The organism is Vibrio sp. Vb1018, assembly GCF_033338775.1.
In the GTDB taxonomy this organism is placed as follows: domain Bacteria; phylum Pseudomonadota; class Gammaproteobacteria; order Enterobacterales; family Vibrionaceae; genus Vibrio; species Vibrio alginolyticus.
Window position 1 is genome coordinate 1 of sequence record NZ_JAWOTI010000005.1, and the last position, 23,314, is coordinate 23,314.

20 protein-coding genes, 1 pseudogene and 1 riboswitch are annotated in these 23,314 nt (G+C 41.1%); of the genes and pseudogenes, 7 read left to right on the forward strand and 14 right to left on the reverse strand.

Going from position 1 to position 23,314, the window contains the following annotated elements; translation table 11 throughout:
• Positions 1–188 precede the first annotated feature (188 nt).
• The 4 genes from R7Z10_RS07295 to R7Z10_RS07310 form a co-directional block, all read right to left on the reverse strand.
• Complete coding sequence (locus tag R7Z10_RS07295) at positions 189–446, reverse strand: helix-turn-helix domain-containing protein (RefSeq protein ID WP_025593110.1); 258 nt, start codon at positions 444–446, stop codon at positions 189–191.
• Positions 447–542: 96 nt separating this feature from the next.
• On the reverse strand, positions 543–1,319 hold the full coding sequence (locus tag R7Z10_RS07300; protein ID WP_318104472.1) for a hypothetical protein: 777 nt from the start codon (positions 1,317–1,319) through the stop codon (positions 543–545).
• A gap of 182 nt (positions 1,320–1,501) precedes the next feature.
• Entirely contained in the window at positions 1,502–3,016 is a 1,515-nt protein-coding gene (locus R7Z10_RS07305; protein ID WP_318104473.1) for a relaxase/mobilization nuclease domain-containing protein, read from the reverse strand.
• Between the two features lie 86 nt (positions 3,017–3,102).
• Positions 3,103–3,855: a chromosome partitioning protein ParA gene (locus R7Z10_RS07310; protein ID WP_318104475.1), complete on the reverse strand. Its 753-nt coding sequence runs from the start codon at positions 3,853–3,855 to the stop codon at positions 3,103–3,105.
• Between the two features lie 618 nt (positions 3,856–4,473).
• Here R7Z10_RS07310 and R7Z10_RS07315 point away from each other — a divergent pair.
• Positions 4,474–5,479 (forward strand): annotated as a pseudogene (locus tag R7Z10_RS07315) (IS630 family transposase).
• Here R7Z10_RS07315 and R7Z10_RS07320 read toward each other — a convergent pair.
• The 3 genes from R7Z10_RS07320 to R7Z10_RS07330 form a co-directional block, all read right to left on the reverse strand.
• Entirely contained in the window at positions 5,449–6,144 is a 696-nt protein-coding gene (locus R7Z10_RS07320; RefSeq protein WP_318104476.1) for a GGDEF domain-containing protein, read from the reverse strand. The pseudogene R7Z10_RS07315 and the gene R7Z10_RS07320 sit on opposite strands and share 31 nt — an antisense overlap.
• A 548-nt stretch (positions 6,145–6,692) precedes the next feature.
• The gene (locus tag R7Z10_RS07325; RefSeq protein WP_276418644.1) at positions 6,693–7,346 is read right to left on the reverse strand and encodes a HEPN domain-containing protein; all 654 of its coding nucleotides are present in this window, start codon (positions 7,344–7,346) and stop codon (positions 6,693–6,695) included.
• A 50-nt stretch (positions 7,347–7,396) separates the two neighbouring features.
• Positions 7,397–8,977 carry a carboxypeptidase M32 gene (locus R7Z10_RS07330; RefSeq protein WP_318104479.1) on the reverse strand — a complete coding sequence of 527 codons (1,581 nt, stop codon included), beginning with the start codon at positions 8,975–8,977 and terminating at the stop codon, positions 7,397–7,399.
• 223 nt (positions 8,978–9,200) lie between these two features.
• Between R7Z10_RS07330 and R7Z10_RS07335 the strand changes: the two genes are divergently transcribed.
• On the forward strand, positions 9,201–9,836 hold the full coding sequence (locus R7Z10_RS07335) for a LysE family translocator (RefSeq protein WP_017820932.1): 636 nt from the start codon (positions 9,201–9,203) through the stop codon (positions 9,834–9,836).
• On the forward strand, positions 9,836–10,402 hold the full coding sequence (locus R7Z10_RS07340; protein WP_005385713.1) for a hypothetical protein: 567 nt from the start codon (positions 9,836–9,838) through the stop codon (positions 10,400–10,402). Before R7Z10_RS07335 ends, R7Z10_RS07340 begins: the two co-directional genes overlap by 1 nt.
• Positions 10,403–10,520: 118 nt before the next feature.
• Here the strand turns inward: R7Z10_RS07340 and R7Z10_RS07345 are convergent, their stop codons facing one another.
• Positions 10,521–11,891, reverse strand: coding sequence for a sodium:alanine symporter family protein (locus tag R7Z10_RS07345; protein WP_047100667.1), 1,371 nt, complete (start codon positions 11,889–11,891; stop codon positions 10,521–10,523).
• A gap of 122 nt (positions 11,892–12,013) precedes the next feature.
• A riboswitch (glycine riboswitch) is annotated at positions 12,014–12,113 on the reverse strand.
• A 527-nt stretch (positions 12,114–12,640) separates the two neighbouring features.
• Here R7Z10_RS07345 and R7Z10_RS07350 point away from each other — a divergent pair.
• Both R7Z10_RS07350 and R7Z10_RS07355 read left to right on the forward strand, forming a co-directional pair.
• The gene (locus tag R7Z10_RS07350) at positions 12,641–12,799 is read left to right on the forward strand and encodes a hypothetical protein (RefSeq protein WP_318104482.1); all 159 of its coding nucleotides are present in this window, start codon (positions 12,641–12,643) and stop codon (positions 12,797–12,799) included.
• Positions 12,800–12,830: 31 nt separating this feature from the next.
• The gene (locus tag R7Z10_RS07355; protein WP_318104484.1) at positions 12,831–13,565 is read left to right on the forward strand and encodes a chromosome partitioning protein ParA; all 735 of its coding nucleotides are present in this window, start codon (positions 12,831–12,833) and stop codon (positions 13,563–13,565) included.
• Positions 13,566–13,655: 90 nt separating this feature from the next.
• Here R7Z10_RS07355 and R7Z10_RS07360 read toward each other — a convergent pair whose 3' ends face one another.
• The 6 genes from R7Z10_RS07360 to proV form a co-directional block, all read right to left on the reverse strand.
• Positions 13,656–14,039: a hypothetical protein gene (locus tag R7Z10_RS07360; RefSeq protein WP_054576467.1), complete on the reverse strand. Its 384-nt coding sequence runs from the start codon at positions 14,037–14,039 to the stop codon at positions 13,656–13,658.
• 99 nt (positions 14,040–14,138) lie between these two features.
• Positions 14,139–14,504: a VOC family protein gene (locus tag R7Z10_RS07365; protein WP_005377781.1), complete on the reverse strand. Its 366-nt coding sequence runs from the start codon at positions 14,502–14,504 to the stop codon at positions 14,139–14,141.
• A gap of 146 nt (positions 14,505–14,650) precedes the next feature.
• Positions 14,651–16,600 carry an LTA synthase family protein gene (locus R7Z10_RS07370; protein WP_017633995.1) on the reverse strand — a complete coding sequence of 650 codons (1,950 nt, stop codon included), beginning with the start codon at positions 16,598–16,600 and terminating at the stop codon, positions 14,651–14,653.
• A gap of 194 nt (positions 16,601–16,794) precedes the next feature.
• Positions 16,795–17,802, reverse strand: a complete 1,008-nt coding sequence (proX, locus tag R7Z10_RS07375; RefSeq protein ID WP_005385703.1) for a glycine betaine/L-proline ABC transporter substrate-binding protein ProX — start codon at positions 17,800–17,802, stop codon at positions 16,795–16,797.
• On the reverse strand, positions 17,795–18,880 hold the full coding sequence (gene proW / locus R7Z10_RS07380) for a glycine betaine/L-proline ABC transporter permease ProW (protein ID WP_005377778.1): 1,086 nt from the start codon (positions 18,878–18,880) through the stop codon (positions 17,795–17,797). The genes proX and proW overlap by 8 nt, the downstream gene beginning before the upstream one ends.
• A 4-nt stretch (positions 18,881–18,884) precedes the next feature.
• Complete coding sequence (proV, locus tag R7Z10_RS07385) at positions 18,885–20,072, reverse strand: glycine betaine/L-proline ABC transporter ATP-binding protein ProV (protein WP_085569505.1); 1,188 nt, start codon at positions 20,070–20,072, stop codon at positions 18,885–18,887.
• Positions 20,073–20,510: 438 nt separating this feature from the next.
• Here proV and R7Z10_RS07390 point away from each other — a divergent pair, with 438 nt between their 5' ends.
• On the forward strand, positions 20,511–22,391 hold the full coding sequence (locus R7Z10_RS07390; RefSeq protein ID WP_132936624.1) for a DUF294 nucleotidyltransferase-like domain-containing protein: 1,881 nt from the start codon (positions 20,511–20,513) through the stop codon (positions 22,389–22,391).
• Positions 22,388–23,137, forward strand: coding sequence for a 3'-5' exonuclease (locus R7Z10_RS07395; RefSeq protein WP_025766719.1), 750 nt, complete (start codon positions 22,388–22,390; stop codon positions 23,135–23,137). The genes R7Z10_RS07390 and R7Z10_RS07395 overlap by 4 nt, the downstream gene beginning before the upstream one ends.
• Positions 23,138–23,314 lie beyond the last annotated feature (177 nt).

Genomic DNA, 23,314 nt, shown 5'->3' on the forward strand with positions numbered 1-23,314 from the left:
AGAATCTAGCCCAGATATAATCTGACAGGCACCGAGTCAAAAATGGGTAACTGTCAGATCAGGTCTGAATTAGTACATCTAATTGTATTCCCATGCATGGGAATGGGGTAGCTTGCTTAAAATCAGCGGCACTTTATTTCGTTGAACATGCTGATTTTGTTGATTCTCATGAGTGGGAATGGCTTTATTCACCATTTCTCTTCGCTCCCACTGTCGGCTTTCAGTTCGATACTTTCTCCTTTCGGCACTATATGCATTTCCAGATTTAGCGATGATAAGATGCGAAATAGCGTCTGAATCCTGGTGGTCTCTGGATTAATCTCAAACTTGGAAATAGTGTCTTGTTTTAGACCCACGGGGTCGGCAGCCTTAGCTTGCGACAGGTTCTTGTGTTTTCTTTCGTCACGCAGATGTATTGCTAACTGCCTAGATGATGTTATCAACATAACAATTCCTCGTATTTACCCGCGATAGAGGGTAGTTTGCGCTTTACCCGCAGTCAAGGGTAAAAAGGAAAAACAGCCCCATCGGGGCTGTTGGTTCTATTCTACTTTTTGTTTGAGTTCTTCGATTTTTCTTCTTAATGCTACTGCTTTTGTATCAGTTTTTGATGAGTCACGGTCACGAAGCTTTAGAGGGGTTAGCTTAGAAAAGACTTTAACGAATCTAATAAGGCTAGCTTTGTCTTCAAGGTTAAACTTACGCTTACTGCGCATATGCTCAACAGATTCTTTATCATCTTCTTTAAAGAGAAACTCGTTATAGTAAGTATCAGGCATTCTTGCTGCTCTGAGTCTGTTTTTCACTCGGTACAAAGCCTGATGGATTTCTTGTGCTTCAAGAACATCAATCTCATCTTCACCCTCTAGCTCGTCAAAAGCATCTGATGCTTGATGTATCAATGCAGCAATCTTGCAGACTTGCTCTTCTTTTGAATTAATAACAACGCTTTGCTTTTCATGCAGTTCTTCTTTTCTGTACTTCTTATATAACTCGTTAGCTGGTCTGAAGTGAGACATGATCTCGTCAAAGTTGTGCTCAGTAATTTCGTACTTTCCAGATTTCGCTTCTTCAGTGCCATATTTGGCAATGAGGTGTTTTATAGAACGCGGAGAGGAGGGGGCAGTGATCGGTAGCTTTATTAATGTTATATGTGTTGCGTTGCCGCTACCATTTATTAACTCAGGATCTCGGACAATAATGTAAAGTATCTTGCCACTTTTGTTTTTTTGAAATCGCGGTAGGGGAGATTTCTTTTGTTTTGGTGTTACTTTAACGTTATCAGTTAATTCATCATTTATTTTTTTAAAAATACTCATATTATTATCTTTTTACTATTATTGTTGTTATATTTTATATTATACCATTTAAATTTATAATATAAACTATAATGTTATTGTTTGTATTAAATTCTTCAGTTGATTTTTTATTTTTAAATGATGGTAAGTTTTTCTATTTATATTACAAAAATAAAAAAGAGAGCTTCAGCCCTCTTTTTAAATTAATATGTATTTTCAGCGATATCTTTTGGTTTCTTCTTGATGTTTCGTCTTCTGTTCTGCTTTTTGTTGTCAGCAATAACCCCTTCGCTTTCATACATTTTTTCTATATTTTCAATGGTTTGTTCTATTGCTAGCTCTTGGTCTTCGTGTTTAGCAACTGGGGTGATTTTTAATTCCCAGTGATTTTTTTTGTTCAGTTCGAAGAGGATTAGTAGTAGATGATAGAAGAATTTACTAAGCGTTTTAGATGCAGAGTAAATGCCCTTTTCTTGCTCATAAATTGCGTGAACAAAAGCTTTGTCGCGCTTGTTGATGCGCTTGCCGTGGTACAGCCAAAAATCAATCGCATCTTCCATCGCTTTTTGATGTTGCTTTTTACATGAGATAATGAAGCAGTTAAACATGTTCTTATCCCATTCTTCTGCTTGTTTTTTGACTTTAGTAGCATGTGCCTCAGCATCTCTTCTCGTTGCTGAAAATCTTCGTTCTGCGTCTTCTTTTTGCGATTCAAACATTTCTCTAATGTCGAAATTTTCAACTTGTGAATTGTCATAACTACTTATCATGTTTGCATCACTTGCTAGAACACCTGATTTTATCAATCCGCCAAGCGTGAACTTATTCCCACTTCTGAGTTTTGATGCGGGTATGATGAAGTCATTGTATTTGTAAACAAGACCAACGAATTTTTCGTTGTTTCTGTCTTCTTTAAGTATTACTTCGACGCCATTCCTTAGTAGTGCTATTTGATAAAGAGCTAAGCTTGCTTTGCTGGTGTGCTCATCTTTCTCTTTATTACCTGTCAGTTTGTCGATGTTATTTGCTCTAGCTTGCGCTAGCATCGGCAGCTCTTTAATGCTTGATTCAACTAAGCGCCTCATCATTAATTTGACTGAGTGAGAGTACTTGTCAGAAGTGACTGCTTCTCCTTTTGCTAGCACTGATGCTGAGTTTTCTAGTTGTCTTAATCCAAATTCTTTTTCTTGTTCACGCATTACCTCCTGGGCGGTTTCAACAGACATCCAGTTGCTGATGACTTTGTTTGTTTCCAAGTCTTGTGTTGATACTGTTATGTGTACGTGCTGAGAATCAGTATCTGCATGTCTAAATGCGATGTAGCGTGCGTTTCTGTAACCAAGACGATTCATAGTCTTTCTAACTGTTTTACGCCACTGTTTATCTGTTAGATGCTCGCCAGCGTCTATAGATATGACGAAGTGACGGAATGGATGTTTGACTGTAGGGTTGTGCCTGTAGCTGCTTTGCAGTTCAGTGATAGCATCGTGCCAGTCCGCACCTGTAGCTAGCTCGCCCATCTCAACAGGGATAGAGTCTATTTCGTTGGCACAGATAAAGAAGGAATGTCCCTCAGATGCAGGAGCATGTTTTGTTTTACCCGCGCCATATTTCACCAAGTTATCTGCGTCTTTTTGTTTAGCGCCATATTCGACGAGGTTCTGAGCGTCCTTTGCGGTTTGTTGACTTCTTGTGCATTCTAATTCTGTAAATACCATTTTAATGTCTCTTTATTATTATTGTGAGTGAGAAAGTAATAAGTAATGTAGATAAGCCCTCCTTGGACAAGGAGGGAATTCAGGCTTTATAATTCAGCTTCTTCTAGTATCTTTTGTTTGCATATCTCATCTAACTGACGCGAAGATAAGTATTTTAAAGCTAGTACTTTAGCTGTTGCTGATGAGTGAGAATCTATTGCTAGCTTGCGCGTAGTATCAATGCTCTTCTTAAGCTCTTTAATGCATTTACTTAGTTTAGCTATCTTAGCGCTGTCAGCATCTTCAATGTCTTCTGAAAGTACCTGTAGTGCTTTTGATAACTCTTTAGTTTCTTTAAAGTAGTTTGAATACGCTTCGTCATTGTTCGGACGTGGTTCGACTTGGTTTAAAGCTATATCTCTGAGAAAAGCAGCGTTTGAACGGTAGTTGTGACTTTTCTTGTTAGCGATGAAGCGCTCGTGTTGTTCTGCTGTTATATGTGTTTTTAATGCAATATTGTATAAGTCTTTAGTTTCTTTACGCTCTTCTTTGAAACCGCCCTCGACTGCATCTAAGATGTGATGCGAGTCAGCAACAGCATTTTCGTCATAGTTACCTGGATTATTTTTAACGTAAATACTTTTTACTATGAAGTTGCAAAAATGCGCATGAGAACTAAATGTAATTTTTGATGTGTTTGAAAATTGAGGAAGAAGAGAAGGTACAATAAATTGCAATTCTTCTAAGCTGTAATCTGCCTGCTCGATAAGCGCTCTTAGTTTGTCTTTATTTTCTCTTTTTGTGTTAACTACTACTTCTCTTATTATTTTATTTAAGTCTTCTTTTTCTGAAATCTTCATTTTATTATTTCTCTTTTTATTATTATTATTTTATTTTTATTATCTATAGAGCAACAGCGTGCGACTTAGCGATAACTGCGAAGCATGTTAGCGCAACCGACTGAAGAGGAGGCTAAAGCTACAAACGAGCCATTTGGAACAAATGGGGAAGAGCAGTATCCGCTTGTTAATTTATTTCTCTCTTATATTATAACCATAAATATTATACAATTTAAATATATTTTGTTCGAAACCATTTATAATGAATTTTAGTTTATTGATTATTTTAAAATAGCCTCGCTAATGAGTGTGAATATTTAAATTTGTAAAATAATTAAAGGTAATCTGTTTGAAGTCTTTAAATAAAAAAGAAATTATTATTTATATTTTTTGTACAATATTTAGTATGTTATTTAATTTTTGTAAATTATATGGTTTTTTCTATTAATCTATGTAAATATCTATGGTTGATGGTTTAAAAATTTGATAAAATATAGGTTTCAAAACTCATGATTTTAATGTTATCTTGATAAGATAATAAGAAGTTTATGACCCTTGGAATAATATGATATTTGTTTATATCCCTGTGTTCATTGAAGATGAATGATTTTCGATGAAATCAGGATTATGCTACGTACCATGAAAATAATACTGACTCCTAAACAGAAACAACAACTCGAACAGATGCACGATTCAACTCGTGATAGTCGAGAGTGTGATCGTATCAAAGCAGTTTTACTTGCTTCTAAATGCTGGAACCAGAGCATGATTTCGTATTCACGAAACGACAGTTGCTCGTCATCTCAGTGATTATGTTCTCTCAGAAAAAATAAGCCTGAAATGATGGTAGCCAGAGCCGACTTTCTGCTGTCCAAACCATGCAGCCCATCGAAAATCTAGCTGAGAGACTTACTTTCATACCCATCAAATTGTCACTTATGTAGAGACTGAGTTTGGTATTCGCTATGCCGTTACTGGTATGAGCAAGTGGCTACATCACAATCTCATATAAGAAACCCAAAGGGGTTACTCACAAGTTTAACACGGAGCAACAACAGGCTTTTGTTGATATTACAAAGCTCTAAAACAGAGTAATACACCCGTGTTATTTATGGATGCAGTTGATCCAACTCAATCGACTAAGTTGAGATATGGCTGGCTCCGTAAGTGTTAGAACAAGCTCATGAAACTACGGGTAGCCATACTCGCCTTAATATTATCGGCGCCTTATCTCTGGAAGATATTGGTGCGACAGTGACTGAAAACTACAACACGATCAACAGCGAATGCATTGTTCGCTTCTTAGCGAAACTGAAGCAAGAGCACTATCCATTAGAGCAGAAAGTTCACCTAATTTTAGATAGTGCGGCATTATCGCCGAACAGAATTGGTGATAAATGCAGCAAAAGTACTCAATATCGAGTTTCATTATTTACCGCCATACAGTCCAAACTTAATTCTAATAGAGCGATTGTGGAAAGTAATGAATGAGCATGTTCGGAATAATATTTATTTTTCCTCAAAGATAAAATTTATATCTGCCTTTAAAGGATTTTTCGATGTAACGTTACCTGAGATTGCAGGTTCACTGGCGTCTAGAAGTACGGATAATTTTCATTTTTTGACACTTGCATTTTCAAGTTGAACAGGTATATGTTGAATCATCTGTGTTGTGGGAGGTCTTTTTCTTATTGTAAACTTTTCTCTTTTAGACTCATACATAGAAAAATCAGCCAACTCAATCATATCCTGACTGGTTTTAGGTAGGTTATCAGAGAGCTTGTCATATAAATAATATCCTGTTGAAACTGTAACTTTGATTTCTTGTGTATTGAAGATCAATGGTTTGATTTTTTGAAGTGTTTCATCTAGTGCAAAGCACCATTCACGTACTTGACTTTCTGTGTAATTTGGTAAGATCGCAATAAATTCATCTCCTCCTAGACGAGATATGCAGTGTGCAGGCTTTTCTAATAACTTTAAAGTTGAACCAAAGAGTTTCAACGCCTCATCACCTAAGATATGACCACCATAGTCATTGATTAATTTTAAATTATCCATATCCATAAATACAATTGCTATAGTATGAACCTTATTGTTGTTCAAAGACGAATCTATAGCGTTCAGAGCAGCTTCTCGGCTTTTAAGCTTTGTTAGATAATCATGATTTAGTCGTGATTCTAGTTGCGTGATTTTTTGTAGAAGTGTTTTGTTTTCTTGTTCTAAATGAGAAATCGTTTCTAGCAGAGTCTTCTCGTAATGAGAGTTAACTCTGTTTTCGTGTATCTTGATAGAATCAAATACCATCATTTACCCACATCAGTTTTAACACAGGCATTGAGAATACATAGTACTACGTCGTAATGTGTCGTATTAGTTGTGCTAATTATCCAATAGAAGCTTCAAGAGTAGGGTTTTAAATGCCTCTAAGACTTATTCGGGGATAATGCCAATCTTATACACGTACCAGAAGAGTTCACTGCTTAGTTAACTCAAACGTTTACAAATAAAATGTGAATAAAGTTCCATAAAGAGGCGTAACGTTATTGGCCAAATTAACCGACTAGAGCCTTAATATTGATTACTACTATTACCAGCCTCCATATGCCTTAAAGAACTATCCAGTCGAGGTCTTGTTACTTCAGAACTTGGCTAGTGACAATAATAGCCATTACCGTATTGTCACCTGCCGAGTATTAAGTTGATGTGTTTGTTAGACCAAACTCGTATGTCGCTGTAGATGATTTTTAGATATGCCACTTTGCAAGGCTTGAACACTTGTGGAATCTAAGAAAAGGCTATGTAGGTTCAAAAATAGAAGAGCGACAAACATTGAATGTCGCATTCTCTAAGCTTATTCAATCCTTTATCAGTGGATAAACAGGATCTCCCCACAACTCTTTACTACTGTCCATCATAATTGTAATGATAACTGGAATAATTTGTTCCAGTAATGTAGTGCAATCCCTGAGTTGTTGACGATTTACAGAGCTGCCGAATGTCGCACCTCCATGGATAATCTGATTGCGTAAGGTATATAACCGAGAAAAGACGATAGAAAGTACGGAAGCCGTGTTGCTGTGTCCTAATGCAGAATTTGCAGCGATTTTTGCTTTACTTCGTGCTTCTTTCCAATCTGTTTCAGAGATTCGACCTGAGTGGTATTGCCAGTAGCTTTCAAGTATAAATTCATTGTCGAGCGTAGCTCTGATTGCACCAGAGTAGTTTTGCCAAACGATCTCAGATAAAAGTTTTTCAGAATCTAGTTCAACAAGGCGAGATAGAAACTCTTGGTACAAGCCACGCTCACCGTAGTTTGCTTTTTGTTCAAAATCTTGAGCGTAAGCTGAGTTGAAAGCTATCCAAAGGAAAGTAAATGTAGAATCATCATCTTCGCATGCTTCTGCTTTCTTTAGCCAACTTAGAGAGCGATGCACACGAGTAGAAAGTGATTGCGAATAGCTATTTCGCTCACGACGGTGACGTTCTTTTAACGTATTAAAAGTAAGCATTATGCCCTCTTCCTATTGTTGTTTGTTGTTATTTTGTGAATGTATTACTTTTACAAGTAGCGACTTCTTAGGTGATCCTTATAGTGCTGTATATTAAGTGTTTCCCCTGTAGCTTGCTTGACTAGTTCATCTGTACTTAACAAGCTACCTTTACTCCAGATATTATCAGATAGCCAGACAAAAATTGGCGTAAGATCTCCTCTAAGGATTGCTCCATCTACATCTACTGATTGTTTCATAGCTGCCATAAATTGAGCTGCGTACATGGCTCCCAGCGTGTAGCTTGGAAAGTACCCAAAACTTCCATCGCACCAATGGATGTCTTGCATGCAACCATCTTTATAGTTGTGCTTGCTTAGTCGCTTTTCATTATTTTTCAGTCTGTTAGTGGAAGTGATGTGCGATCGCTGAGGGTCTGTCCAATGGATATCTTGCATACAGCCATTTTTGAAGTTTCCTTCGGTTGATAGCCCCAAGTACGCTTTCATCTTTTCGTTCCAGAGTTCTGGTACATCTGTATGTTTGATGACGCCGTTCATGAGATCTCGCTCAATTTCATATCGAAGAATAACGTGAGCAGGATATGTTAGTTCGTCAGCATCTACGCGAATAAAGCCTTTTTCTACGCGAGTGTAAATTTTGGCTAAATTGTCTTTTTCGAATTCACTACCAGAAAAATGGTTAGAAGCCAGTCGAGCGAGGTGATCGATAAACGCGCTGCTTCGTCCTATTTGCATTTCAAAGAAGAGTGATTGTGATTCATGAATACCCATAGAGCGAGCTTCTCCCGCGGGTGTTCCTGATAAATCTTTTGGTAGCCCTTGCTCGTATCGAGCATGGCCAGTTTCGTGGACAATCCCCATCAATGATTGGACAAACTCGTTTTCATTATAACGTGTCGTAATACGCACATCTGTCGGTACACCGCCACAAAATGGGTGGGTACTCTCATCAAGTCGACCGTGTTCAAAATCGAATTGAAGTAGCTTCATGACTTCCAAACCGAGCGCTTTTTGCTTTTCCGCAGGGTAGTGTGCAGTTGGCAATAAGATGTTGTCTGATTGTTGTTTTTCAAGCGCTTCATCGATCAAAGTAGGAAGCCAGGTTTTCACGTCAGCAAAAAGAATGTCTAACGACGCAGACGTTGTGCCAGGTTCATAAACATCGAGCATGGCATCATAAGGAGTCGTGCCATTTGCTTCGGCTCTAATTTGCGCTTCTTCCTGCGATAGCTTTACGACTTCAGCCCAGTTCTTTTCAAAACCAGCCCAGTCATTTTCTCCACGTTGCGTACGCCATGCATGTTCACATTTGGAGCCAGCAAGAGATTGAGCTTGAACTAATGATTCTGGTAGTAAGTTAGCTTGCTGCCACCCACGCTTCATTTCTCTTAGGATAGATTTTTCTTTTGTAGACAGCGTCTCTTCTTCTGCCTGAGCGAAAAGCTCTCCCAAGTGCGGTTGAGTCATTAAAGAATGGATATGTACATCGAGCTCTGCCGTGGCATTCGAGCGTGCTTCAGCGCCACCAGGTGGCATGACCGCCGCTTGATCCCAATCTATGATGGCTGATAGATGCTCAAAATTTGCCACTTTTTTGGAATGTTCAACGAGTTTTGTAAATGCGTTCATGTGACTACTCTTATTCTTTTGTTCTTTCCCTAAACACCCGATAACGGGTCCTTCATATGGTGTTGCACTAAGCAACCTGCGTTAATTTACTAATAATTAACAATTAACTCCAACCCATTGTCCATAAACTCACCCAGTTGTATAGCTCTCTTAAAAAAGAAGCTTGCGAATCTTGTGGATTGGCGGTATTGATGAAGGATTGACAATTAATTATCACGATAATATGGATATTTTGAATTTCGAGGCATTTATTATTGCCATTACGATTTTAACGTTAACGCCAGGTTTAGATACTGCACTTGTTATCCGTAACACTAGCCGATCGGGCCTAAAAGATGGATGTACAACCAGTCTAGGGATTTGCTTTGGCTTATTCGTACATGCTTTTTTTTCTGCGGTTGGTATCTCGGCGATTCTTGCGCAATCAGCAGAGTTGTTCCAAATCGTAAAAATGATTGGCGCAGCTTATCTTATCTGGCTTGGTTTGAGCAGTTTAAAAGCGCTAATGTCGTCGAAAGATGGATTGACCGTGACCGAGCAGATTCACGAAGTGTTTAATGGTAAGCGCTCTTTTAGAGAGGGCTTTCTTTCTAACGTCTTGAACCCGAAAACGGCGGTCTTCTATTTGGCTTTCTTGCCACAGTTTGTGAATCCAGAAGGTTCACCCTTGCTTCAATCAATGATGATGGCATCTGTACACTTTGCTATTGCGATGGTTTGGCAGTGTGGTTTAGCTGGCGCGCTTAACTCGGCTAAAAATCTACTAAAGAATGCAAGCTTTATGAAGTGGATGGAAGGCGCGACGGGCGCAGTATTAGTCGCACTTGGTGTGAAGTTATTAATTGAAAAACCCGTTTAATGCGTAATATTTATCGATTGTTGATACTACTCGCTGTATTTATTGTGGGGATAGGTGCCGCTGTTGCTTGGCATACGTGGCCACAAGTACAGTTTGCGCAACGCGGCATGATCTGGTCTTGGCACTGGGGCTACTTCGAACCTTTTGCTAATGGAATACAACAAACGCGAACTCAAGACACTAAACAGTTATTGCTCAGGCGTGTGTATTTGCATGACGCTATTGTCGTTTTTGTTTCGACAACTATGGACAATAAATTTGAGGTCGACGTTGTAAAAGAGCAAACCTGTGAACCTAAAACGACGACTTGGGCTTCGGTCTCTGTCAATCATCAACGTGTCAGGCATGTACCTATGGTGTGCGATGCGTTTGGGCAAGGCTACTTTTATCGCTACATCGGGAAACATCTGGAATCGATTGAGGTTGGTGTCGGCGACTCGTTTGTAACAGAAGCATTTTTAGACTGGCCGCTATCAGAGTTGAAAGCGGATCAATTCAAGCAAAAAAATGCGAAGTTTTTTGAAGAACGTGGAGAAAACGTTGAGCATCAATGGTTGAGAGATTAACCATTTAACCGAAGATAAATAAAGCCCGCTAAATAATAGCGGGCTTTATGTTTTTACCATTTCTAATGTGCTTTGCTCTCCGTTACTGGTAGTTTGTGACCGAACAGCTGTCGTTTCACTAAGCTTTCACTGCTTCACCTGATTGCGATGTTGAGCTAAAGAACAGTTTGGTTTCTGCCAGTACGACGTGACGCAGTGCGATCAAACCAATCAGGTTAGGAATTGCCATCAGACCGTTTACGATATCAGCCAGTAGCCAAATCATATCGAGGTGAAGGAATGCACCAGATGCCACCAAGCCAACGAAAATCAGTTTGTATGGAAGCACAGCTTTAGTTCCGAACAGGAACACAACGCAACGCTCACCGTAGTAGTTCCAACCAAGAATGGTGGTAAAAGCGAAGAACATCAAACCGATTGAGACGAGCATAGGGCCAAATGTATCTGCATTTAAACCCACCGCAAAAGCATGAGTCGTCATCGCGGCACCAGCAAGGTCACTTTGCCATGCACCGGTCAGGATTAGAGCAAGGCCTGTCATGGTACAAATAATGATGGTATCGAAAAAGGTACCCGTCATTGAAATTAGGCCTTGTTTAACACAAGAGTCTGTCTTCGCTGCTGCTGCTGCCATAGGCGCGCTACCCAAACCAGATTCATTTGAGAACACACCGCGAGCGATACCTGATTGGATTGCCAACATGATGCTTGCACCTAGAAAACCACCAGTCGCTGCTGTTGATGTAAAGGCTGAAACCAGCACTAATTCAACGGCATTGAACAATTGGTCTGCATTCATGATGATCACGCTTAAACACGCCAACACATAAAATACAGCCATGGTAGGAACCACTTTTCCTGCAACGTTAGCAATGGATTTGATGCCACCCAAAGTTACGAAAGCAACCAAAAGAGTTAGTACGAAGGCAGATAGCTCACGGTTAACACCAAGAGATATCTCACTTGCATCCAGAATCGCGTTTACTTGTGGAAACGTACCGATACCAAAACAAGCAACACCCAAAGCAAACACTGCAAACATGATCGCGAGAGCTTTTGAGCCAACACCGTATTGCAAGTAATACATTGGGCCACCAATCATTTGGCCTTTATCATCGACTCTTCGGTACTTAACCGCCAACAAACATTCGGCGTATTTAGTCGCCATTCCGAAAAGGGCAGCGAGCCACATCCAGAATAGAGCGCCTGGTCCACCGAGTTTGATTGCTGTGGCAACACCAACAATGTTACCAGTACCAATTGTTGCTGAGAGCGCAGTACAAAGAGCTGCAAAGCTAGAAACGTCACCTTGAGTATTAGATGACTTATCTTTACTGAATACCATCGCTAGCGCTGTTGGGAGGTGTTTAAACTGGATCAAGCCAAGGCTAAAAGTGAAGTAAACCCCTGTACCTACTAGCAAAATAAGCAGCGGTGGACCCCAGACAAAATTATCGATGGTTTGTAGTAAAGATTGTAGGTTGTTCATGATTTCCCCTTAATAAAACAACTAATAAGGAGAAGAGGGAAAGGACGAGATCAACGATCTCTAAAAGAACTAAGCTATTGGTTGTAGGCGGGAAGGCCAAGCAAAATAGTTAGGTTGTAACTTTCCACTCCTCTGTCCTTTTGCCTGAGAGTTTCACCTTGCGTGAGTGCAAGACTTGCTCCTTCGGCGACCGATTTAACGGTTCTCTCCAGAGGTTCCTCCAACTACAGTCCCCGCTACCTAGGTAGCACCTGAAATAGTTAATTCTTCGGCGAGTTATGCTAATCAAATGTTAAAATTTGATTAATAACCACTCTCCTGCAGTCTTCATCGGAACAATTACTCAATTAAATGAGTAAAGGTTAGTTAATGATGCTGGTCATCATTAACGTGTGAACTCTATCATGTTTTTGGTCCATTTCAACACCCTATGTCAATTTATTTTCAATGAAATAACCTCATCAATTTTCATGAAGGTATGTTTGCCAATCTTTTTGTGCGAGTCACGGCATAAATAAAATTTATTGGGTTAGGGAATGGAACCCAAAAACACTTCAGAACGATAAATGTGTTTCGACCGTTACGACATAAGTTATTCAATTAAGGACACAAAATTGATTAAAATCGGAGCACTTATTTTAAAATCTACGCTAAGTTGACCTTATGGTACGTATAAATGGGTTACAATGAATCTTTGTGAAACAGTCTACGGACCTAGGCAGTTTTTCATGAGTGGACAAGGAGGCGGTATGACCAGATTATTAGCCATTGCGGTGTTGATTGCAGTAGCATTTGTGCTGTTTCGTTATCGAACCAATGAAAAAGTCCAAAAAGCGACCGTTATAACATTAATTGGCGCATTTCTGATTTATACAGCATCAATTATGTTTGTGGAATTGATCCGCTAGCAAAGTAAAAGAGTCCTTGGAGTAGTATACGGTGAGTTCTCAGAACAAAATGGAAGAGCAAGACGACGTAGTTGTCATTGAAGAGCGTGACAAACGTACGCATATCTATATCGCAATCGCTGCGGTGTTAGGCTTGGCATTTGGTGGCCTTGTTGGATCGGTTGTCACTGCGAACAAGTGGGAATCGACTTACCACGTATTAGAAGAAAAGTATCAAGCACTAACGCAAGATAAAACCCAGTTGGCATCTCAAGTAAAAGTGCGTGAAGAGGCGCTTGACCAAGAGATACAAAACCAAGTTAGTGAGTTACTCGCCGCGAAAGATGAAGCTCATCAGAAAGCACTTAAGAAGTTGCAAAAGCAATTGACTGAGGTCGAGAAGGTTAACTTGTCACTAGAGTCTCAATTGAAGCAGCAGGCAGATAAGATCAACACGACGAAGTCAGAAAATGAGAAGTTGAGTCGTCAAGCGGATATGCAAGCGACTATGTTTGAGCGGTCCCGCGAAGTATTCCAGAAAGAGCTAAAAATTTCGCAAGATTTAGAGTCTCTCGAGAAAGAACGGTCGAAATTATTACCTAAGATTGAGAAACTCAAGAAAGAGTGTGACGTATTTTTAGAAGGCAAATCTTGGGACGTGAAGTCGGACGCGTGTGATAAACATGACGAAGCTAATTCACGACTAAGTCAGGTCGATCAAATGATTGAAGTCTATAAAATGGACCTCAAACAAATCAAAGCAATAACGGAAGATATCGGCCTTTAAGTCTTTTGTATCCGATTTTTGAAAAGCAAAAGGAGCTCTTTAAGAGCTCCTTTTTCGTTGTTAGCTATGACTTTTAGCCTATCGCGTATATTAGATTCGTGAGGCGTCATAGCCTGAGGCGAGCAGGAGTTCTCGTTCGTGTTTAATCAGCTGAGCTCGATCTTCAATTAGTTCATTGAGTGCTTGAGATGGCTTACCTGCTAATGCTTTGAACGAATCAAAAGATTCCGCGGTGTCGATTTTATCAATCATCTGACTGATGACATTACGAGCCTCACACGGGTTACTCGTCGTTGTAAAGTATTCTACTTGCTTTGCTGCCGATTTCATCTCAGTTAATAGCTCAAGCGGGCTACTTTCTTTGGCTACTGCCATGTAGTTATCCAGCACGCGCTTTGCATAAAGCAGTTCTTTGAGGGGGATATCTCTTCCGCTCTCGATTAGGGATTCGCTAAGGATCATACTTGAGCTCATGGGCATTCCTTCTTATTACTACGCCGCTTTTGATGTTTCCTTGAGTCTAATTTATTGAAGTCACATTGGGAATGGGTAAAAAGCATTTTTAACGCATTTTTATTCATTTATGAAAACACGAATGCGATGCTTATCTGGATCGATAGCCATAAAATTTAACCCATACACTGATGTCGCTGGTGGTTGAACAAACTCAACACCTAGGTCTTTCCAGCGCTTGTAAATGCGCTCTAGCATATGACTATTGGGCACCGATAAAGACAACTCGGTGCCACCACCTCTAATTCCGCTGTAGGGTGAAAGATTATCTCTTTGCTTGAGTGTCAACGTTAAGCCTTCGGTCAGTGGAATAGCGGCGAAGGTTGGAGACAACTGCGTGACTTTGCGTTCGAACAGTTTCGAATAAAAAACTTGGCTTATGTGGATGTCCTCAACGTAGAGAACGAATGAATTGATAGTCAGCATGGTTTGTTCCTTAATCAATTAGAAATAGTAGGGGCAATCTAACGGAAAGGAACGACAGGAGTTGTCAGTAGAACATTCTCGAAGGTAAGTGACAGAATAAGAAAAAGGAGCCGTTTAGCTCCTTTTTATCAGCGGAATCATTGGTATTAATGAGTGTGTTTGGAAGAATACCAGTTGTTTTGATACGCTTTAGATGCAAATAATGCGTTTGCTTTTGCACGCTCGATAATAGATTCGTCCACCTCTAGCGGCTTCATGGTTTGGTCTTTAAAGTCGTACGCCAGGGTCGATATCTTTTCACCAGGGGAAAGCACAACGAGATTGTCGCGCGTTAAATAACCAAAGTTTTTGTCGTATTGCATCATTGCGCGTTCATCTTCGCGAGCCAGTGGCTTCGTTAAATCACGACCAATCATCGGTGTTTTAGCATCTACCCCAATCAGAGATAACAGTGTAGGCGGCATGTCTATGTTGTTTGCTATGCGGTCATCTTTACGTGGTTGAATGCCTTTACCAAGGATCAATGCTGGAATGTGAAAGTGCTTAACTGGAACAAGGTTAGCGCCAGAAACACGTGCATCATGATCTGCAATTACAATGAAAATGGTATCATCCCAATAAGATGACTTTTTCGCCTTTTCAAAGAAAGTGCCCAAAGCGTAATCGGAATATTTAACGGCGTTGTTACGCGTCATATATTCTGAATCGTATGGCTCAATTTTGCCTTTTGGATACTCATAAGGGCTATGATTACTTGACGTAAAAACTAAGCTAAAAAAAGGTTTGTCGCTTTTTGAAAGGCGTTCAAACTCTTCGTTTGCTTTGTTATATAGATCTTCATCACTAACACCCCAAGAGCCAACAAAGCTTGGGTTGTTATAATCGTCTTCTTCTACTATTTGATCAAAACCGTTACCGAAGAAGAAAGTTTTCATGTTGTCAAAGTTGGCTTCACCGCCGTAAATAAATTGCGTGTGATAGCCTTGAGCTTTCAGTAAGTCCGCGATGGTAAAGAAACCCGTTTGGCTTTTACTCAGCTTCACTACCGCGCGAGACGGAGATGGAGGAAAGCCCGTGGTTACGGCTTCAATTCCACGAACAGAACGAGTACCAGTGGCGTACATTTGTGTGAACTGCCAACCTTCCTTCATGAGTTCATCAAGGTTTGGTGTTAGAGGCAAACCACCCAAAGCACCGACAAATTGGGCGCCTAAGCTTTCTTGTAGCAAAATCACTAAGTTTTTATGTTTACCCTGGTAAGTCGCGGGGTTACTGTTCATGGTTGGGAGTAATGAAGGGGTGAAGTCGGACTTTGTTGATGAAGTGCGAACTAATTCCAACATCTTTTGAGTGTCCATTTTTCCGTAGAACTGCTCAGCACTCTTTTCTGACTTCATGCTATTAACCGCAAACAACAATGAGTAAGATGAGTTCAGTGCTAAGTCGTTAAGCAGTGGATCGTTAGAAAAGGCGACCATAGCAGGATTTAGCGGGCGGTGACCTAAAGATGATCGAGCACCTGCAACCCCAAAAAGAACAACGAAAAGTGCCAATAGTGGTCGCCATTTCCAGTTGACCTGCTGCGCCTTATCGGTCAGTTTCTTACTCCACTTCCAACCTAAAGTGATGGTTAAAACTGTACCTAACGCACCAATAAACAGTTCTAATTTGTAGCCAGTCCAGAGCATACTCAAGACTTCTTTTGGGTAGATTAAGTATTCCACAAACAGGCGGTTTGGACGTAGGTCGTATTCCTGAATGAATGGCGCTGTTGCGAGCTCCATGTATACAAGCACCCAAAGCCCTAAAACCATCCATATGCGTAATATTCGCTTCCAACACTCTCCCATCTTACCGGTTAATGGCATGAAGGTTGAAAACAGTGCTGGAAGAATAAATAACCAGCAAAGCGTTGCAATATCTACGCGCAAACCTTGACCTAGGATGTAAATTAAGTCGTTTAGAGAGTCAATACGGTCAATCTGCCAAAAAGCTAGCAAAACTCTTGAGATAGACAGAAATAGAAGCGAAAACAAAGAAAAGGCAGCAATTGGCTGCAAAGGCCCCCACACAGAGCTCTTTGATAAGTTTTTCATATTTATTCGAATAGTTTAATTGTTATGTTGTGTTGTTTTTAGCAAAGCAAGCGTGAAATAAACGTGAATTATAATGTGGGTTTATGGTCGAGTAGTGTAAGTGTTGGTATGTCCATGTAAGGGGGAGGGGCGTTTGTGTAAAAAAAGAGCCAGTTGATAACACCAACTGGCTCTAGAGGTTGATAAAGGCATGATTACATTGCGGCTTTCTTCGCTTCTTCGACCCATGCGTCGAACTTTTTCTGGTTCGCTTTGATCCAGCCATTTACATGAGACTCGATGTCCGCTGAGCTGTTCTTACCTTGGCTCATCATCATATTCTGCGCACTAACATCATTGATATTTAGTTTGATGATTTCAAACAGCTTTGCAGCAGCAGGGTTGTTTTCTGTAAACTCTTTATTGGCAACGATGCGCATAGAGTTCATCTCGAAGCCGTAGTTCTTACCGTTCTCTAGTGTCGTATCAATGTCCTTACGCTCACCAGGAAGTGAAGAGAATGGCACTTCTAACCACACAACATCTTTCCCTGGAACTAAAACGCCACTTACCCAGTACGGTGTCCAAGTGTAGTAAAGAATCGGATCGCCTTTTTTGTAACGTGAGATCGTATCAGCGATAATCGCTGCGTAGTTACCTTGGTTGTGTGTTACTGTGTCACGGAGTTTGAAAGCATCCAACTGATGTTCAACAACCATTTCACAACCCCAACCTGGGTTACAACCAGTTAAGTCCGCTTTGCCATCGCCGTTTGCATCGAATAGCTTCGCCAATTTTGGATCTTTTAACTGACCAATGTTCGTGATGTTATATTTTTCCGCGGTTTTCTTATCGATCAAATAACCTTGCGCAGCCCCACTTACGTATTGGCCTTTACGGAAGAACTTATCATCACCGCCAGACATCGTGTACTTATCGGCGTGAAGAGGGAACCAACCAACCGCTAAGAAAGTAGCATCACCTTTAGCAATAGAGGTGTAGCCTACGTTGTAGTCCACTTCTTTGGTCGGTTTAACATCGTAACCAAGCTCTTCAAGTGCGCGGTTTACGATCAACGTTTGAAATGTTTCTTCTGCAACGGTTGATTGAACAGGCTGAACAGTGACACCTTCACCCGGTAGTTCACTTGCCACACCATAAGTTGAAAATGCGATAGTACTTAGAGCTCCAACAGAGAGCGCTTTCTTCCATGAATTATTCATTGATGTTTCTCCTAAGTTTTAGATCGTCTTGGTTCGTCTTTGTTTTCAGTTTTAATAGGTATGAAACAGGACCTGTGTGATACCAGCGAAGTTTAGTGTTGCCCGCATTAACCCCTAACACCTGGGTGATACGGTCTAACAAAATCGCAAGAATAACGATGCCTAAGCCACCAACGGCAGCAAGACCCATATCAAGTCGGCCAATACCACGAAGTACCATTTGGCCTAAGCCGCCAACAGCAATCATTGAAGCAATCACTACCATAGAAAGTGACAGCATTAAGGTTTGGTTTACACCTGCCATGATGGTTGGTAACGCCAACGGTAACTGGATGCGATAAAGCATCTGTTTTTTGTTTGCCCCGAAAGAGTGGCCAGCTTCGATAAGCTCTTCAGGTACTTGCTGAATACCCAAAATAGTCAGGCGCACAACGGGAGGCAGGGCGAAAATGATCGTTACTACTACGCCAGGAACGTTACCAATACCAAACAACATAACAATTGGCACAAGGTAAACGAACGCGGGAGTCGTTTGCATTGCATCTAATATTGGCCTAACAAATTTGGCAGCGGTTTGGCTCCTTGCCAACCATATCCCCATTGGTAGCCCTATAAGCAAACAGAAGAAAACGGCGGTTAACACCAGTGCTAGCGTTGTCATCGCTTGTGACCACGCACCAATTAGGCCGATGAAAACAAGGGATACAAGAGTAGAAAAACCAAGTTTTACATTGGAAAACTGCCACGCTAGCAAAAATAAAATGAGTACCATTATAGGCGCAGGTGTAGACACCAAAGCAGTTTCAAACGACGTTAGAATAAAGTCGATTGGAACTCGTATTGCTTGGAAAACAGGTCGACCATGTTCCACCAGCCAGTTCAAACCGGACTCTACCCAGCTATCGAGGGGTAAAACCGCATCTTGGAATGGGTTCATAATATCGAATGGTGCTTGCTCTACAGTTTCTGAGTTGAGCCAATCATTACTTGGCGCGGCCTCTGTACCTTGCGACCAAGGATCATCTTGCGCAGGAGCAGTATTTGACCAGGGATCATTGTTAGTTTGCTCTGAAGACATCGTGTTAATCCTTATCTAGTGTTTGTAGAAGACGTGATTTAGTCACGACACCAAAGTAAGTTCCTTTCTCATCTACGACAGGCACGGCATAAGGAACACCAGCAACCAGACCCAAAATGTCATTAATTGACTGATCAGGCTGAAGAGTAACTTCATCCGGTAATTGAGCACTGGCTAACGAACGGTTTTCTTTATGAGCCAAACGTAGTGAATCAAGAGATACGATGCCGGAATATCGGCTAGATTTATCGACGACAATACCGTAATCACGGTCGTGATCCATCAGAATCTGCATCGCAGAGCCTGGACCGTCATTTTCCGATTTCTTAAAAACAGCCGCTGGCTTCTTGCGCGCGATATCTTTTGCTGTCAAGACACTTGCGATGTTTACGCCGCGGAAAAACGCTTCGACATAATCATTTGCTGGACTGTGTAATATTTCATCAGGTGTACCAACCTGAACAACCTCACCGTTTTGCATGATGGCGATACGGTCGCCAATGCGCATTGCTTCATCCAAATCATGAGAAATGAAGACAATTGTGCGTTTGTCATCGTTCTGTAGACGAATAAGCTCATCTTGCATCTCAGAACGGATCAATGGGTCTAAAGCGGAAAACGCCTCGTCCATTAATAGGATGTCAGGATCACAGGCTAACGCTCTCGCTAAACCAACGCGCTGTTTCATACCACCGGATAATTCGTCAGGGAAAGATTCTGCATAAGGGTCTAAACCCACTCTTTCTAAGGCGGAAAGGGCACTTTTCTGACGCTCATTAACATCGATGCCGGCAAGTTCTAAACCAAAGGCGGCATTTTCAATCACCGTCATGTGTGGCATGAGTGCGAAACTTTGAAACACCATTGAGATATTATTACGACGAACTTCTCGAAGTTCACTCTCGGAGATGTGGGCGATATCTCTTCCTTTGAGATAAACACTACCTTTAGTCGGCTCAATGAGCCGGTTAAGAAGTCGAACAAGGGTGGATTTCCCGGAGCCAGAAAGGCCCATGATTACGAAAATTTCCCCTTCATTTATGGTGAGAGATACATCGTTTACGCCGACTGTTAAACCTGTCTGTTCAAAAATACCGTCTTTATCGACGCCTTTGTCGATAAGCGAGAAGGCTCTATCTGGGTCTTCTCCAAACACTTTATACAGTCCCTTAACTTCCAGTATGGGATCCATGTTATCTGTCCTTTTTCGTGTGTTTATAACTGTTTAACGATTTGTACTCTAATTAATTTTAGTTCAACTTTCAACGAAAGGGGGTTGGTTAACTAGTTCTGCCGTGCATAGAGAATTCGTTGAGCAAGGTATGTTCAATTCTTATTTTTTATATTTAAAACAATTGCTTGTGATGTGTTTTTATCCGCCATAACGTTGCCCTGACGTAGGGTTGAATTTATTTTGAATTTTTTTGTACATTTCAACTCAACTAGCTTGCATAGATATAAGCTGTGATAGCTTAGAACTCTACATATAAAAAGGTTAGAGCTCTAATTTTTGGTTAAGGCTTGGTCCTGTGAAATCGGTTAGGTACTGTTATCCTTAGATTTATTTATTGCTTGATTTCACTCAGGGTGATATTTATCGCTGTAGTTTAGGCAACGTATGGAATAAAAAATGGAAGCCGAACAGTTAGAAGTGCTCAATTTCATTAGCCAGTACCCACCTTTTGATGACCTACCTGAAGAGCAGCTTAGAAAAATTGCTCTCAATGCCGAGGTTGCATACTTTCGGCAAGGAACAAAAATTCTTAACTTCGGAGATACGATCCGCGACTTGTATATGGTGAGAAGTGGGGCGGTAGAGATTTATCGACGTAAAGGTGAACTTTACAACAGGATTGATGCTGGTGGACTGTTTGGTCAGATGGGGTTGTTGATGAACAACCGCGTACGTATGCCAGCCAAAGCGATAGAAGACACTCTCGTTTACTGTATTCCGGAAAACATCTTCAATGAACTTTGTGATGAGTTTGAAAACTTTGCGGACTACATGGAACTGGAAGATAGCGCGCGTTTGCGAAGCGCAATATCTAGCCGCTCCGAAAGCAATGACTTTACCACCGCTAAGGCACGTAAAATCTTAGCAAGAGATCCAGTAACTCTGGAGGCAACGGCTTCAATTCAGGAAGCTGCGATACTAATGGCAGAGGAAAATGTCACCTCTCTGCTCATTATTCGCCCGACAGAGGAGCTCACAGAAGAAGATGATGAACAGCTGCTTGGAATATTGACTGATCGCGATCTTTGCATTCGCGTACTAGCTCAAGGTATTGATACCAATATTTCAGTGAGTGAGGTCATGAGTTATGACGTGGTTTCATTGGATTATAACGCCTATGTGTTTGAGGCCATGTTAACCATGTTGCGTTACAACGTGCATCATTTACCAATTTTAAAAGATAAAAAGCCGATAGGAATTATTGGCATGACGGACATCGTTCGTTACGAATCTCAGAACAGCCTATTGCTAGTGAGCTCTATTTTTCAGCAAACCAGTGTCGAGGATCTCAAGCAGGTTTCTGAACAAGTAAAAGACTGTTTCGTAAGAATGGTCAATGAAGATGCCAACGCGCACATGATTGGTCGAGCCATGTCGGTTATAGGCAGTAGTTTCAAACAACGCCTCGCTGAATTAGCTGAGCAAGAGTTCGGCCCAGCGCCCATTCCTTATTGTTTAGTCGCAATGGGTTCAATGGCGAGGGATGAGCAGCTAATTGTAACGGATCAAGATAACGCGCTTATTCTCGATAACAGTTATGACGTTGAGATTCACGGAGAGTACTTTGAAAAGTTTGCTAAATTTGTTTGTGATGGTTTAGCGGCATGCGGCTATGCTTATTGTACTGGAGACATTATGGCTACCAACCCAGAATGGCGAAAAACTCGTGCAGAATGGGAAGAATGCTTTGGAAACTGGATAGACAATCCAACCCCTGAGAGATTGTTAAATAGTAATATCTTTTTTGATCTCCTCGGTGTGCATGGGCGAGTGAAATGGGCGGAGCAATTAAGCAGCTTTATTGTGAGACGAGCGAAAAGAAATAACCGCTTTCTTGCTTGTATGGCGTATAACGCAATACGTAGGACGCCTCCACTGGGCTTTTTCAAAGACTTTGTGATGGAGAAAGATGGTCGTCATCGCAACTCGATTAACTTGAAGCGAAGGGGGACGGCTCCGTTGGCCGATTTAATACGGGTGCATTCTCTGGCAATCGGTTCGCGATCGCAAAACTCTTTCGACCGTTTAGATGACATTAATGATGCTGGCATTTTACCGAAAGGTCGAGGTTTGGATTTAAGGGATGCGATGGAGCTAATCTACATGGTTCGAATTCGTCACCAAGCCCTTGATATAGAAAATGGAGAAGAGCCAGACAACAATATTGAGCCGGAGAACATGTCTGAATTTGAACGTCGAAACTTAAAAGCAGCATTTCAAATTCTAAGTAACGCTCAGAACTTCATTAAGTTTCGATACCAGAGAAGTAGCAAATGATGTGGTTCTCAAAAAAGGCAGAAAAAGAACATCCCTTGTTGGATACATCCCAGACGCCAGAGTGGTCAATGTTGTTCAAGCAACTCGCTAAAGAAGCGAAAGACGAGAGGCTCAAACGCTATTATTCGACACCGATGGTTAATGGGGAAACACCAATTGAACAAGTGCCATTTGTCTCGGTAGACTTTGAGACAACAGGATTGAACTCGGAAGAGGATGTCATTCTCACGATCGGACTTGTCCCGTTTACTATTGATCGTGTTCAATGTAATGGCTCTGCTCATTGGGTCGTTAACCCAAACAGAGAGTTAAACCACGAGTCTGTCATTATTCACGGTATCACTGACTCTGAGGTTAAAAACGCGCCGCAGCTGTCTCAGATCTTGGGTGAAATATTGGATGCGTTGTCAGGCAAAGTGGTACTTGTTCACTACAAGAACATTGAAAGGCAGTTCTTTAATAACGCCTTGCTAAATAGCATCGGAGAGGGGATACAGTTTCCTGTTGTTGATACGTTAGATATTGAGTATGCGATACAACGCCGTGAATGCAGAGGTTTTATCAATAAGTTGAAAGGCAAGAAACCCGGTTCTGTACGATTAGGGCACGCTCGTGAAAGATATGGCCTCCCTGCTTATCAACCTCACCATGCCCTGACGGATGCGTTAGCAACTGCGGAGCTGTTTCAAGCACAACTGCAGTATCACTTTAATCGAAACATGCCAATATCTTCGGTTTGGCAATAGGCGTTATTTATGGTGAAAACAATAAAATGCAATGAGAGATAGGGGGCTTTAAGATTATGATGGCGGATTGAGTAACCGCTTATAAGAACAATGTTTTATGAACATGTGCTTGGTAGTGATGAAGACGTTTCATTACTCGAACTCCGACGAAAGTAATTTAAACTTGGTCACGTATTT